This is a genomic window from Neolewinella aurantiaca, from assembly GCF_008014675.1.
In the GTDB taxonomy this organism is placed as follows: Bacteria; Bacteroidota; Bacteroidia; order Chitinophagales; family Saprospiraceae; genus Neolewinella; species Neolewinella aurantiaca.
Window position 1 is genome coordinate 27,563 of the sequence record NZ_VOXD01000002.1, and the last position, 15,151, is coordinate 42,713.

11 protein-coding genes are annotated in these 15,151 nt (G+C 52.0%); 9 read left to right on the forward strand and 2 right to left on the reverse strand.

From position 1 onward, the window contains the following. Positions 1-219: 219 nt before the first annotated feature. On the forward strand, positions 220-2,241 hold the full coding sequence (locus FUA23_RS01340; RefSeq protein WP_147928909.1) for a peptidylprolyl isomerase: 2,022 nt from the start codon (positions 220-222) through the stop codon (positions 2,239-2,241). 277 nt (positions 2,242-2,518) lie between these two features. Here FUA23_RS01340 and FUA23_RS01345 read toward each other — a convergent pair whose 3' ends face one another. Further along, complete coding sequence (locus tag FUA23_RS01345) at positions 2,519-3,313, reverse strand: glucosaminidase domain-containing protein (RefSeq protein ID WP_147928910.1); 795 nt, start codon at positions 3,311-3,313, stop codon at positions 2,519-2,521. Between the two features lie 242 nt (positions 3,314-3,555). Beyond that, on the reverse strand, positions 3,556-3,960 hold the full coding sequence (locus FUA23_RS01350) for a DUF805 domain-containing protein (protein ID WP_147928911.1): 405 nt from the start codon (positions 3,958-3,960) through the stop codon (positions 3,556-3,558). Between the two features lie 298 nt (positions 3,961-4,258). Between FUA23_RS01350 and yihA the strand changes: the two genes are divergently transcribed. The 8 genes from yihA to FUA23_RS01390 all read left to right on the forward strand — a co-directional run bounded on the left by yihA (position 4,259) and on the right by FUA23_RS01390 (position 15,136). Continuing rightward, on the forward strand, positions 4,259-4,873 hold the full coding sequence (gene yihA, locus FUA23_RS01355) for a ribosome biogenesis GTP-binding protein YihA/YsxC (protein WP_147929092.1): 615 nt from the start codon (positions 4,259-4,261) through the stop codon (positions 4,871-4,873). A gap of 234 nt (positions 4,874-5,107) precedes the next feature. After that, a complete protein-coding gene (locus FUA23_RS01360) occupies positions 5,108-6,250 on the forward strand; it encodes an ABC transporter permease (RefSeq protein WP_187270843.1) in 1,143 nt (380 codons plus the stop codon). Between the two features lie 69 nt (positions 6,251-6,319). Next, the gene (locus FUA23_RS01365; RefSeq protein WP_147928913.1) at positions 6,320-7,120 is read left to right on the forward strand and encodes an ABC transporter ATP-binding protein; all 801 of its coding nucleotides are present in this window, start codon (positions 6,320-6,322) and stop codon (positions 7,118-7,120) included. Between the two features lie 679 nt (positions 7,121-7,799). After that, positions 7,800-10,130: a TonB-dependent receptor gene (locus FUA23_RS01370; protein ID WP_147928914.1), complete on the forward strand. Its 2,331-nt coding sequence runs from the start codon at positions 7,800-7,802 to the stop codon at positions 10,128-10,130. Positions 10,131-10,375: 245 nt separating this feature from the next. Further along, positions 10,376-12,871, forward strand: a complete 2,496-nt coding sequence (locus FUA23_RS01375) for an FtsK/SpoIIIE family DNA translocase (RefSeq protein WP_147928915.1) — start codon at positions 10,376-10,378, stop codon at positions 12,869-12,871. A 194-nt stretch (positions 12,872-13,065) separates the two neighbouring features. Then, on the forward strand, positions 13,066-13,389 hold the full coding sequence (locus tag FUA23_RS01380) for an RNA polymerase sigma factor (RefSeq protein WP_147928916.1): 324 nt from the start codon (positions 13,066-13,068) through the stop codon (positions 13,387-13,389). Between the two features lie 84 nt (positions 13,390-13,473). Next, positions 13,474-13,638 carry a DUF1328 domain-containing protein gene (locus FUA23_RS01385; RefSeq protein ID WP_147928917.1) on the forward strand — a complete coding sequence of 55 codons (165 nt, stop codon included), beginning with the start codon at positions 13,474-13,476 and terminating at the stop codon, positions 13,636-13,638. A gap of 175 nt (positions 13,639-13,813) precedes the next feature. Further along, positions 13,814-15,136: an ABC transporter permease gene (locus FUA23_RS01390; RefSeq protein WP_147928918.1), complete on the forward strand. Its 1,323-nt coding sequence runs from the start codon at positions 13,814-13,816 to the stop codon at positions 15,134-15,136. The last annotated feature ends 15 nt before the right edge of the window (positions 15,137-15,151 follow it).

A 15,151-nucleotide genomic window follows, 5' to 3' on the forward strand; every position in this document is an offset into this window, starting at 1 on the left:
GTAAGTTGGTTGCAACTTAATAACGTTTGAAAGTGGCTTTAGGCTTTATGGTCGCATCTGAATCGTGATTGCTGTGATACAGTTGTCAGGACGACAAAATGCAAAGTGCCTGGCCTTTTGAAGCTTCTCAGGAAGATTTCGGCTGTTTAAAGCAAAGGGGGTAGAGCATTGGTGGCTGATGGACTAACTTAGCCCTGGATTTTAAATCAAACCCGACTTATGCGTCCTGAATTTATGGTGCAAATTTTCCGCTTCCTTACCTGCCTGCTTCTTTCAGGCGTTGCGCTGTCCTGTGTCCCTCCTTCCGATGAAGAGGTCGTGGAAGGTGTTGTCATAGACCTTAACGATGCGGTAAGCCAACGGATTTATGAGCATCAGAATACACGAAATACCGATAGCTTGCTGACTTATCTGGCCCACGAAGACCCCAGTTATCGTTACCTGTCTACCCGGGCGTTCGGTAGTTTCCCGACGTTGAACGACGAAGTGATCAAAGAACTGTCCGGCTTACTTCAGAGCAGAAGCGAGCTGATCCGCGAGGCTGCTGCTTATGCTCTGGGGCAATCCGGCACCGAAAGAGTTGCCGATACGCTGACAGCAGCTTTTGACGCGGATGGCGTTTACCGTGATTATAATGCAACCCTGCTGGCTGCCGTAGGAAAAACGGGGGACGCCGGGCTCCAGAAAAGTATCAGTAGTATCTCTACCTATACCAATCAGGATACGGCCCTTATTGCAGGGCAGGCATGGAGCCTCTTCTATTTTGCGCGCAGGAGCCTGCAGTCGCCCGAGGGGGATAAACGAATTCTGGAGTTGGTGCTCGACCGGTCTGCGCCGATGGAGGCACGGCACCCTGCAGCCTTTTACCTGCACCGTTTTAAAGTCGCCGTAGATTCCGCATCAGACAGGTCTTTGCGTGAATTGTTACGCATCGAAACTGACCCGGAAATCCTGATGGGGGTGGCCCGTACAATTGGCCGCCAGAAGGAGCCCGCCGGCAGGGTAGCATTGCTGCGGGCGCTGAGAAGCCAAAAGGACTGGCGGGTGCGTACCGAAATTATCCGATCACTGGCTGATTTCGACTACGCAAGTATCAGAGAGCCCGTCGTTGAAAAACTCAAGGACAGCCATCCGTTGGTGCGGCGTACCGCCGCAGAATTTCTGCGCGATAACGGCCTGGATACCGACGCTACATTCTACCGCAAACTGTCGCGTGACTCTTTCGAGAACAACGTCCGGTACGTTTTGTACGCTGCCGCGCAGCGGCACCTGCCGGTTTACTTTGCTGATCACCGTGGTTTTCTGAACTATGACCTCCAGCAAGCTTACAGCAAAACAACCAATGCGTACGAGCGGACCGATATTCTGGCAGCTTTGTCCGAGTATCCGTGGAATTACCGCAATATCTATGAACTCTACAAAAAGACCGATCAGCCGGCAGTGAGGAGTGCGGCCGCTGAAGCACTCCAGAAAATAAGTAACCGCGAGGACTTCAATGCTTTTTTCAAGAAAAGCAGCCGGAGAGTGCGCTATGATCTATCCCTTTACTTCAGGGAGATGATTTACAGTAAGGAAGTAGGGCCGGCATACGCTGCGGCAGGAGCCCTGACGGACAACCCTGAACTGTATCAGCCTTTTTATACTGAACTGGACTGGATGAATACCGCACTGCTGGGGTTTCAGTTGCCCCGTGACATTGAGGCATACCGGGCGGTCGACGCCGCCCGCGCTGCTTTGGCGGGCGAGCCCGTTCCGGAGCCGTACTCCGTTGATGCTGACGCAAAACCTATAGATTGGAACATCATCGGTGAAGGAGCAGGCAAGGAGGTCGTTATCCGGCTACCCGCGGGAAGGGTAGTGCTGAAACTGTGGCCAGACATGGCTCCGGCTACTGTTTCCAGCTTTCTGGAGCTCGTAGGGGCAGGGTATTACAACGGGAAAGTTTTCCACCGCGTAGTACCCAATTTTGTCGCCCAGGGCGGCGGACCACTAGGGGATGGCTTTGGGAGCGAAGAATTCAACCTCAGGACAGAAACACCCGGTGTCCGTTGGGACCGGCCGGGATTGATTGGCATGGCCAGCGCAGGAAAGGATACCGAAGGTGTGCAGTTTTTCATTACGCACCGGGCCACGCCGCACCTGGATGGGAATTACACCATCTTTGGAGAGGTAACGGAAGGACAAAACATACTGGATGGGGTTACCGTAGGGACGGTCATTGAAAGAATAGAACTCAGGTAACCTTAAGGCGGATAGTGACGCCTTGTAGCAGATTCAGTACAGGTAGAACAATTAAGGCCGCTTCACCAGTGGTGAAGCGGCCCGGGAAAAAACCACTTAGAGAAAATTCTTGAAAAGAGCTCGTTCCGGACCCCCTGAAAAGTACCCTGCAAACCAGTTTTCAGAAACGCGTCTGAGGTTGGAAGAAGATGAATGCCCTTTTTGTTCATCAGCCTGTTCGTTGACCGGGAGAGTGCTGCAGGGGGAGAGGCCCTTTGGAAGCGATACTGCGATTGCTCTACAGCCGGTCCAGGTTAAACCGCTCAACAATGTCCATCAGCTTAGAGGACAGTTGACGGTCGGAGCTGTAGTTGGTTTTGGCCAGCGCGGCCACCCATTGTTGGTAGTTGACGGAGTTGTCGGCGAGTTCAGGGAAGCGCTTGTCGACGATTTCGGAATGCGCGCGCCAGTTCATCCAGGCGTTCTCGTAGTACCGGTCTGAAGTGATGGTGCCGAAGTGATTGTTATCACGTTTGGCGGCAGTCGACTGGCCAGCCTTACTGTTAAGGATTGCCAGAGCCATTGCAGCTGGGGCCGGAATGCTGAATTTTTGCTCTTCGCCCTGAGCTACTTTTTCGAAACGATTAACGTATGCGCGGACTTGAGCAGCGTCGAGGTCGTTTACGTTCCAGGCGCTGGTGGCAGGCCCGGTGGCCGCTGACGGATGATTGCTGACGGGCAAAATACCCATTGTAGCGGTCGCAGCACTTTTATCTCCGGTATTAAGAGCGGAGTGGCGACCCTCACTCGCACCAATCGCCAGGCCCTCCTTACCCACACTGAGGGTGAAGTCTACCTGCTTTTGGGTGAAGATGAAGGCGGCAAGGCCCATAAGGCCAAGGCGGAACCAACTGATGCGGAAGCGTTGCATCCAGGCGGGAGGGATGTATTCTGTACGCCCCGCCTTATGTCGTAGAGAAGTGAACAACTGACCGGTACGGGCCAGCAGGCGGTGCCACAGAAGGCGCCAGTCAATAGTAATAGCATTTTTGTTCCCACGACGCGGAGCCGGGGCAGAAGATGGAGAAGACATAACACTGTAACTTTTTGCAACCTGCCACTAATGCCAGTGACGATTACAAAAGTAAATCAATTTGTTTGTTATTGCAAATTGTTTTCAATTTTTTGTTTCAATTTGTTTGAAAATCAAAACAGCGTCTTCTTAAAAAAAGCAACGCCGCTTCCCAGGGGGGAGACGGCGCAGAGAAAACAGATAAGGATGACTAGTAATATAAATGGGTGTAGGTGAGTTTCAGGGGTTACAGGGTGTCAGTGTTATACTATCTGATCGTCGGAATAGGTGTCCGAAACCATGTCGTCGAGGGTGTTATGGCCATATTTGGGGCCTACACCATAATCGTTACTGTGGATATCGCTGTCCTTGGCGTACCAGTACAGGAGTACGAACAGGCCGATACCGGTAAAGGCGATGAGCTGCCACCAGCCGCTGCGGTTCACGTCGTGGAGGCGGCGGGTTGATACGGCAATCGATGGAATGAAGAATGCAATTTCCAACATATTCTCCAGTACTTCGGCCTCGAAGAAAACCCCGTCCCAAAACGAAGCAACCATCCCGAAAAGACCTGATACAAGTGCAAAGGACCAAAACTCTGCGCGGCGGCTACGGCCGTTGAGTTTGAAGGCATTGTTTAGTGCGAGGATGAAGTTATTCCAGATCATTTGGTGGGTTATTATTTGTTGTTGATGCTACAAATATGCGGGGCGGGGCCGCAGGTGCAAAGTTTGATCGACGAAGGCAAGGCGCGGGCCGACAAACCGGTATCCGGTTGGGGCAACAGCGCTTCCTGTACCGGAGGAGCGTATATGATAAGAAGGGTAGGGGAGCCATCAACCTTCTTTGCACCCGCGTCCCCGCCAATATATCCGTATCGCTTTGTGAACAGATTATACCGGAAAATCGGTTTGTTTGATTAAACAGACTCCTTAAACCTTAGCTTTGCCCCCTCAAATCCTGATCATGTCAGACATCGTTACTTCAAAATTTTCAAGCTCGCACGCCCAGATCAAGCAGGCACCCAAGAGCGATCGCCCCGAGTTCGCCTTCATCGGCCGCTCTAACGTGGGCAAAAGCAGCCTGATCAATATGCTGTGCCGACGCAAAGAGATGGCCCGGACTTCCGGCACGCCTGGCAAAACGCAGTTGATCAACCTCTTTATGATCAACGATAGCTGGTACCTGACTGACCTGCCCGGCTACGGCTACGCTAAGCGTAGCAAATCCACCCGCGCAAAGTGGGAGCGCCGAACCGAAGACTATTTTCGTAACCGCCACCAGATGCTGTGCGCCATGGTGCTCGTTGACGCCAATGTACCTCCTCAGAAGATCGACCTGGACTTCATCAACTGGCTTGGAGAGCACGGAGTCCCCTTCGTGATCGTATTCACCAAAACCGACCGGAAGAAATCCCGGGACGGAGGCTCAGTGGAAGATTTCAAGGCTAAACTCCTCGAAACATGGGCCGAACTACCCCGGATATTCATCACCAGCGCTGTCAACGAGACCGGCCGCCAGGAATTGATCGACTTTATGGAGGAGGCCCTCGAAGACGTTCCCTGGCCTTTTTCTAAGTAGTAAGAAGAGCAAACAGGCAGTGCTGCCGCAGTTATCGTGCATCAGGGCACGGTGTTACGCTTGGTTTACCCATGATGAGCAAGCGTAGCTCGCGGCGTTTACTCGTCGAAGGCGAATGAGCGGAGCGAAATGAGTGGCATCAGCGGCAGTAATACCTACTACCCACTAATTACTACTTACAAACCCCGAATTCTACTATCTTACGCCCCCGATCACCAAGACCATCAACCGCCCATGTCCTTACTGGATGCCCCATATCGTTTCACGAGTTTACAAAAGAGCCTGTTTGCCGTCGCTGGCCTGGTTCTGTTTCTGGCTGTCTGGTGGTTACTGGCCGAGCAACTATCGGTGCAGTCGCCCGTCGGGTTCCAGAATTCACGAATGCCATCCAGTCTGAGTACCGACCCGGACTCAATCGCTTTGCGGAAAGAGCTCCTGCTTAAAGATTCCATCGCCTACGCGGATGCCCGTGAGTTCAAAAAGGTCTATCCCCTGTTGGCGCCACCACTCAAGGTCTTTGGTGCTTTCCCCGAACTGATAAACCCCGCGGATGGCTCCATCAATAAAAGCCTGCTCACTCACGCGCGGGTTTCGGTGTGGCGCAACCTGCAGGGCTATTTCTGGGCGGTTTTCTTTGCTTTATTGATCGGTATACCAATTGCCATCAGCCCGGTAGCAAAGGCGATGTTCAGCCGCCAGATCGATACTTTGCGGTACGTTCCGCTTACGGCGCTGACTCCGCTTTTCCTTATTCTCTTCCGCCCGGAATCATCGGAAGCGATGAAGGTGAGCTTCCTTGCCTTCGGTATTTTGGTGTACCTGCTTCCGGTGGTCATGCAACGACTCTGGGAAACCGAGGACGTTTACCTGAAAACAGCCTATACCCTCGGGGCTTCAGACTGGCAACTCGTAAAGTCTGTTTACGTACCCGCCGTACTGAGCAAACTCATCGACGATATCCGGGTGCTTACGGCGATCAGCTGGACGTACATCATCATCGCCGAGGTTTATTACCGCGATGATGGGCTGGGATCACTGAGTTACATCCTTGGCCGGCAGGGCAACGTAGCGGGAGTGTTCGCTGTACTCATCACCATCGTTATCATCGGCTACTGCCAGGACCAACTCTTCGCTTACATGAACCGCCGCCTCTTCCCGTACCGCGACGTAAAGGCCGTAAGCCCGGGTTTGAAGGAAACCCGTACCGGTTTCCTCATCATCCTCGGTGTTGTGATGGGCTACTTGCTGCTTACGGCCTTGACCGGCAGCATCCCTATCCTCGGCCTCATCGTCGCTGTCATTGTTGCAGCAGCGGTGCTGATGATTATTTACGGAGAAGTCCGCCTGCGCACCGCAAAACCCGAAACTGCCAACTGATCCAACTGAGATACTCGTTTTCACCCCTCGCTGTACGCATCGCAAAAAGCCTGGGGAAAACCCATAACCATGCCAAATTTTACCGATACCCCCCTGGACAACATAGTTGAGCTGCGTAACATCAGTCAGAGTTATGACGGCGGCAACAGCTGGATCATCAAGGGGCTCGATTTTCTCGTCGAAGACAAGCCCGCACAGGGGCAGTTCGTGGTGATCCTCGGCGCCTCCGGCGCCGGTAAGAGTACCGTTCTGCGCTACATCGCCGGGTTGCAGCGCCCCACCGAAGGCACGGTGTTGGTGAAGGGAAAGCCTCTCGGGGAGGCTCCCCGCGTAGGTATGGTTTTTCAGCAGTACTCCAGCCTGCCCTGGCGGACGGTGCTGGATAATGTAGCTCTGCCGCTGGAATACCAGGGGGTTGAACTACAGGAGCGCCAGTCGCGGGCGCTTGAGATGATCGAACTGGTCGGCCTTGCGGGCCACGAACATAAGTTCGCGCAGTACCCGACGCTCTCCGGCGGACAGCTGCAGCGCATCGCGATTGCCCGCAGCCTCATCGCCAACCCCGATATTCTGCTGATGGACGAACCCTTCGGCGCACTCGACATCAATACCCGCCTCCAGATGCAGGACCTGCTGATGGAGATCTGGCACCGAATCCACCCGACCATCATTTTCGTTACCCACGATATCCCCGAAGCCGTTTACCTGGCCGATGATATCTATATGATGAAGCCGGCCCCCAGCCGATTCACCGAGCATGTTCACATAGATTTGCCGCTCAGTCGCGACCGGGAAACAAAACGCTCTCAGGAATATATCGATCTGGTCCGATTAGTGGAAGATAAGATGATCGCTATCACCAGCACATAGGGCTACGACGACCTTAAAAAGAAAGTTTACCGAGAAACTGGCTTCCGTCCGGTATGGTAACGAGTATATGGTAGTAGCCCTCAGGCCGAGCGATTGCTTTATCGCTCGGCCCATTTGTGCCGATTACGTTGCGGGGGGGACCGTTTTTCGGATGTCGTCGTTCACGCCGTACGTACGGATAAAAGGTAAGGGCCCGATGTCGGAAAAGTCGATGAAGATTGGACGCTGGTTATTAGAGTAATGTTGGCGAATACATAATCGTGGCGGCCAAATTGATAAACGGTCCGTGGATGAAAATCGTAGCGGTCCAACCACCTGACTTCGTTATCGAAATTCCGATGCTCATTTATTTTACTGACGAAAACGGAAGGTTGACTTACGGCGTGACCGATATCAGGGGCGCGACCGCAGGTGCAGGGAAAGGTTTAAAATGCAGGTTTGTATCCCATTGATGTCAGACCTCCGACCAACTTCGGGCGGTTAGAAGGGCCTTGGGGTGGCAAGTTTGGGCTGCAATTGTCGTTCGGCAAATTACCTTTGCGCAGAATCCGGTAAATAACCGAAGCCTTGAATTTTGATCATGATTCTCATCGGTCGCAACCACCACGAGGCGTTGCCGACAAGTTCAGAAGTCGTGAGTCGAACCTCAGGGATTTTAACCTTCCAACGCCCCAGCCACATGAGGAACCTCTTCCTTTTTTCCCTGCTTGTTCTTTCTACTGTTCTTACCGCGCAGTCTGCAATAATCCGCGGCAACGTTTTTGACGGAGAGAGTGGCGAGCCCATCTCGTTCGGTACCGTGCAGTTGCTTGGCCCCGATGGACTAAACCGGGGCGCGAACACAGACATCGATGGGTTCTACACCTTCGGTAATTTGCCAACCGGCGACTTCAAACTGATTGCAACCTACATCGGTTACGACAGCGTTGCGGTGAACGTCAACATTGCCGTTGAAAATGAAATTGAATACAAGCGCATTAACATGCAGGCCGGAGGTGTAAAGTTGGAAACCGTAAGTGTGAGCGCACGGCGCGAGCAGGCCAGGTCAGACGTGGCTGTTTCCAAAGTTACCTTCAGCAGCGAGCAGATCATGTCGCTTCCGGCTACGGGTGGTGAACCCGATATTGCTCAGTACCTGACCGTACTTCCCGGAGTGGTGAGTACCGGAGACCAGGGCGGCCAACTCTACATCCGTGGTGGTAGCCCGGTACAGAACAAACTGCTGCTGGACGGAATGACGATCTATAATCCTTTTCACTCTATCGGCCTGTTCTCTGTCTTCGAAACAGAAGCGATTCGTTCGGCAGACGTTTACACCGGTGGCTTCAATGCAGAATACGGCGGACGTATCTCGGCCATCGTAGACATCAAGACCCGCGAAGGCAACAAAACTGATTTCGGAGGCCTGGTTTCCGCCAGCCCGTTTCAGGCTAAAGTTCTGCTGGAAGGACCAATCAAGAAGCTCGACCCGAACACTGGTGGCAGCATCAGCTATCTGCTGACTGGTAAGCGGAGCCTCCTGGCGGAAACAAGCAAAACGCTTTATGGCTATGCTGTTCAGGATAACTTCTTCAACCAGGACGACTCGTCTGAGTTGGCCGGAGAAGACATTGGCCTGCCGTACAACTACCAGGATCTCTATGGTAAGATCAGCATGGTAGGTGGTAACGGCTCCAAGTTGAACCTCTTCGGATTCAACTTCAGCGATGACTTCGAAGTACCGAACCTCGCGAAACTGGAATGGACCAACAACGGCGGTGGTGCGAGTTTCAACATCGTACCGCCCAGCAGCAACGTAGTGATCGATGGTGTTGTAAGTGCCTCGGTTTATGATGTAGCATTGCAGGAGCAATCCGGAGCACCACGGAGCAGTGAAATCTCCAACTATACTGCACAACTAACTTTCACCTACTTTGGCGGAGATACGGAACTGTCTTATGGTTTCGATTTCAATGGCCTGAACACAAAGTTCACCTTCGTCAATCCGCTTAACGTAACCTTCAATCAGGAAGACTTTACTTCGGAGCTGAATGGATTTGCCAAATACAAAAGAACGATCGGCAAACTGATCCTGGAGCCCGGATTCCGGGTGCAGTACTATGCTTCTCAGAACACCATCTCACCGGAACCGCGGCTTGGCCTGAAATTCAATGCTACAGACAAATTACGTCTGAAAGCAGCGGGTGGCTTGTACAGCCAGAACCTGATTTCTACGCAGAACGACCTTGATATTGTTAACTTCTTCAACGGTTACCTCGTTGGTCCTGAGCGTCAGTTGTTCGAATCAGATGGCGTCACCCCCGCGAGCGACAACCTGCAGAAAGCCATCCACGGTATTGCCGGTTTCGAGTACGACATCAATGAGAAGCTGACCATCAATGTAGAAGGTTACTATAAGGGCTTCACCCGTTTGATCGAGCTGAACCGCAACAAACTCAGCGCAAGCGATCCTGACTTTGTTGGTACCGAGGGTCTTGCCTACGGTGGAGACATCTCTGCAGAATACCGCTACGGTCGTGTCCTTCTGGCCGGCAACTACAGCCTTGGGTACGTTACCCGCACCGATGATATTTCTGAGTACCCAACGAGTTTTGACCGTCGTCACAACATCAATGCTTACGGTACCTACGTTTTTGGCGGAAACAACGCCTGGGAGTTTGGCTTTCGTTACAACTTCGGTTCCGCCTTCCCCTTCACCCAGACCCAGGGCTTCATCGAAGAGCCTGACCTGAGTACCCGTCCGGTACTGCCTGAGATCTTTACTGGTAACGGTAACCTGGGCGTACTGCTGAGTTCCGACCGCAACGGCGGCCGCCTGAGTGATTTCCACCGCCTCGACCTAAGCCTGAAGCGGAAGTTCGAATTCGGCGGAAGTGCACGCATGGAAGTAACGGCCAGTGTAACTAACAGCTACAATCGTGAAAATATCTTTTACGTAGACCGGGTGAGCAACGAAAGGGTCAATCAGTTGCCTGTTCTTCCTTCGCTGGGTGCCTCTTTTTACTGGTAGTAGCAAGCCTGCTATACATTTTTAGTTCCTGAGCTTGAGCGCTTTTCGTTTTACGTAGCAGAGAGTGACTGGAAACGGACCTGGTGAAATTGCGGGGACAGCTTGTACATTACGTACGGCAAAAGGCGTAAGATAAGCTGGTTTGGCAGATGCTTATCCGGCTGGCCTATTCACATCTAATTGAATTCCCTCAGTAATTTTCCGTACTTTCGCACCAAGCGAATTACCGATTCCCGACTTACTGTATGGCAAAAAGAAAAGCGAAAAACCCGAATCAGCTCGGTCTCAAAATGGGGCTGAACGACGAGCGCATCCCGAAACTATTCGGTTTGCTCCTGCTTTTTATTGCTGTGTACCTCTTTGTAGCGTTCACTTCCTATCTGTTTACCTGGAAGGTAGATCAGGACCGCGTGCTGAGGTTTAGTTGGAAACTGCTGCTGAACGACGGCCCCACGGTCGATAACTGGTTGGGGCGGTTAGGTGCCTTCCTTTCCAATTTCTACATGTATTTTCTGTTCGGGCTTCCGAGTTTTGGGATCGTCTACCTGGTCTGGCAGTTAGGCCTTAACCGTTTGCGGAGACAGAGCATCAAGCCGATGGGAGCCTTGTTCGTAAAGGTTATGCTGGCGGTGATCGGGTTTGCGGTCTTGCTTGAGTTCACGATAGGTAAAGTCTGGCAGTTTCCGGTTGGTGGAGCGGTCGGGCAGTATCTGGTCAGCCATCTTACGGGTGTGTTGGGGAGCTTTGGTGTAATTCTGCTGTTACTCGCTTTGTTTGGTTTGTACCTGGTCTTTGAGGCAAGGATCGACTTCAACGGTTCGCCCCGCCAAATCGGTAACGACATCAGAGATCATTTTTCCGAAAGAATACGCTTCCGGGGGAAGAAGAGGCCGGAACGCTTCGAGCCCAAAAAGAAAGCAGCACCAGAGCCTGTCAAAGAACCGGTTCTTGCACCTGCGTCAGCGCCCGCTAAAAAGTCTAGCCTCTCGTTGAGCCCGGGAGATGGTTCCGATTTTGAGATCGACGGGCCTCCGACGCTTTCGGACAAGGGCATTGAGCAAGTGCCCGGCGAACAGACCGAACTGCCCCTGGAATCAGTTGGGGACCTCACGCTGGTGAGCCACGATCCCCTCGCGGTTGGCGACGCCAACCTTACCATCGCGGACGGGGACGAGGGAATTGATACCAGCCTCGCCGTAACGGCGGAAAACAAAGACCACACCGAGCCGTACGACCCGACCCTGGATTTGCCGAATTATGCTCCTCCGCATATCGAGCTTCTGCTGGACCGGGAGCCCGGAAAAACAGAAGTGGACCGGTCTGAACTGGAAGCCAATAAGGACCAGATCATCGAAACCCTGCTGAATTACAAAATCGAGATCACGAAAATCCGTGCCACCATCGGGCCAACGGTGACGCTGTATGAAATCGTTCCTGCTCCCGGTGTCAGAATCTCCAAGATCAAAAACCTGGAGGACGACATCGCTCTGAGCCTCGCAGCTCTTGGTATTCGTATCATCGCTCCAATTCCCGGGCGTGGCACCATCGGTATTGAAGTGCCGAATAAGAACCCGCAGATGGTTTCCATGCGGGAAGTGATTGAGAGCGACAAGTTCAATAACGCTAAGATGGACCTGCCGCTCGCCCTGGGTAAAACCATCAAAAACGAAGTGTTGGTGGCCGATCTGGCCAAAATGCCCCACTTGCTCGTAGCGGGTGCGACCGGTCAGGGTAAATCGGTCGGTATCAACTCGATCATCATGTCGTTGCTTTACAAGAAGCACCCCAGTCAGGTGAAACTGGTAATGATTGACCCGAAGAAGGTTGAACTCTTCCCTTACGCTAAGCTGGAGAGTCACTTCCTTGCGTTTTTGCCCGGCCAGACCGAACCGATCACCACCGAGACAACCAAGGTTATTCATATCCTGAATAGCCTTTGTATAGAGATGGACCAGCGGTACGACCTGCTCAAAAAAGCATCCGCACGTAACATTAAGGAGTACAACGAGAAGTTTGTCGCCCGCCGCCTTAACCCGGAGAAAGGACACAAATTCCTGCCGTTTATAGTACTGATCATCGACGAATTTGCCGACCTGATCATGACGGCCGGTAAAGAAGTGGAAATGCCGATTGCGCGATTGGCCCAGCTTTCCCGTGCGGTAGGTATTCACCTGGTCATCGCTACGCAGCGGCCCTCGGTCAACATCATTACCGGTGTGATCAAGGCCAACTTCCCGGCGCGTATCGCATATAAGGTTACCGCCAAGGTAGATTCAAGAACCATCCTCGATGCTGGCGGAGCAGACCAGCTGATCGGAAGGGGAGATATGCTGTTGAGCAACGGAGGAGATGTTGTGCGGCTTCAGGGCGCCTTTGTCGATACGCCCGAAGTAGAGGAAGTGATCGACTTCATCGGTAACCAGCGTGGCTACGTGGAACCCTACCTGCTGCCTGAATACAACACCGACGAAGAGTTGGCGGGCTCCGGAGCCCTCTCCTATGCTGACCTTGATGATATGTTTGAGGATGCCGCCCGACTGATCATTCAGCAACAACACGGCTCTACATCGATGATCCAACGGCGCCTCAAGCTTGGTTACAACCGGGCGGGCAGAATTGTGGATCAGATGGAGCAACTGGGCATCGTAGGTCCGTCGCAAGGATCCAAACCCCGGGAGGTACTGGTGTACGATGAGCAGGAACTTACCCGCTTCATCGATGATCTCCGTAACCGCGGGTAGACCCGCTTTTTGTTCCGTAAACTTTGCTGATTCCCTTTACTCTTTGAACAGGATTTTTCCTGAAAAGAGAAGGTTTGTTTAAATATAAACAGTTTCGTTGGGTAAGAATGTTATTTAAACTGCTGAAAATGAGGTATTTGTGTTTGTGGCACGGACCTTGCTAAGAGAAGGGTAACAACAAAAACAACTTACCTATGTCTATCGCTTCATTCTTCCTTAGTTCTACCGCCAGTTTACCTACGAAAGCCAATTTAATTTTTGGAAAAGCGAACAGTGCGCAGGTTGAATCTGCTTTAAGAGCAACACCTGTTAATAAAGAAGGACGGACAGGAGACATGGTTTCTATCCTGAACTCTATAGGTGCTTTGTACAGCGTTCCCTACGTACTTTATCAGAAGGGACTCAGTTGTGCCGAGATAGCCAATCAGCTTAATTTGCCTGAGGGCACAGTCAAGAGCCGCATTTTTACCGGCCGGGTAAAGATCAAGCAAATGCTCTGCGAGCGCAAAAAACGCTAAGGCCATCCAATAAACAAGAATTAACCGGGCAGTGGATCTTCAGATTTGCTACCTCTCATTTATACACAGTAAAACTATCACATCATGTTACGCTACGCACTTATCTTTTTCGTTATTGCCATTATCGCCGCTGTCCTTGGATTCGGTGGAGTCGCTGGCTCTATGGCCGGAATTGCCCAAATCCTTTTTTACATCTTCATTGTACTGCTCGTAGTTAGCGTACTGATGAACCTGCTAAAGAAAGCATAACCCACAGAAAACGATCTCGGGCGTTGCCTGAAGATTCTACCATACAAAGCCTTTCGGTGCCTTCCGCTCAATACAAACAGCGATGGTTGCCGGAAGGCTTTTTTTATTGGTAGGCGGGCTTTACCGCGCGGCAAACGGACAATACCGATTCAACATCGTAAGTTTACACTTCAGTATGAACTTACCCCTATTTCTTGCCCGTAACGTCGCTAAAGGCGGCACTAAGTCGATCTCCCGAACCATCATTGGCATCGCGGTAGCAGCCGTTGCTATTTCAATGGCGACGATGGTGCTGGCCAGCGCACTCATTTTCGGTTTCAAGTCAGAGATTTCTGACAAAATATTTGGCTTTTGGGGGCATATCCATATCACCGCTGATGCTGCCAGCTACCGGATACTGGACAGTTACAACTATCCGATTTCCAATAAGCAGGATTTCTATCCCAGCCTGGATACTACCGGCCAGATTACCCTTGAGGCTTACAGCGGCGGCCTTGGCGAAAAGGGTGGAGAAGCAACCACAACTAAAGGTGGAATCGATCATATTCAGCAGTTCATCGTATTGCCGGGCGTTGCTTCGGTATACAAAGAAGGGGAACGGCTGCCGGTGCAGGAAGCACTGATCCTGAAAGGAATCGCAGAAGACTACGATTGGGAAAACTTCGGGCGCTACCTGATTGAAGGTGAACGTTTAGAGGTTACTCCCGACAGCACGAGCCGAGGAATCATCATCAGCAGCATCACCGCTAACCGCATGCAGGTCGGCCTGGGAGATCGGGTCGATTTCACGTTCATCGACCGGTCGCTGAAAGAACGGCCCCGCAAATTCACGGTTACGGGAATTTACAAAACGGGCCTCGAGGAATACGACCGGCAGTTTGCGCTGGTAGACATCAAACAACCGCGTGCGTTGCTTGGCTGGGAAGAAGATCAGGTCGGCGGTTTTGAGGTTACGATCGATAATCTCGATGACCTTGAAGCGATAAGCGGTTATATCCACTACCAGGTCCTGCCACAGGACCTGTACGGTGAAAGCATCAGAAAGAAAATCCATACGCTCTTCAGCTGGTTGGACATTCAGGACTATAACTGGGCGTTGATTCTTACCCTGATGGTCATCGTAGCCATTATCAATATGATGACCGCTCTGCTGATCCTCATTCTGGAGCGGACAAACATGATCGGAACCCTAAAAGCACTGGGGCAGAACAACTGGAGCATCCGGCAGATTTTCCTCTACTACGCCGCTTTTATTATCATCGTTGGGCTACTACTGGGTAATGCTATCGGCCTTGCGCTCTGCTGGGTGCAAAAAACGTTCGAACTCGTAAAGCTCGACGAAGAGTCTTACTACCTTTCCGTGGCACCGATAGATGTAGACTGGATGACCGTGATCGGGCTCAATTTGGGGACCTTCCTGATTACGCTCGTCTTTTTGGTCGTTCCGTCTTACCTGGTAACACGAATTGATCCGGTGAAAGCAATCCGGTTCAAGTAAATCAAACTGCAGGTA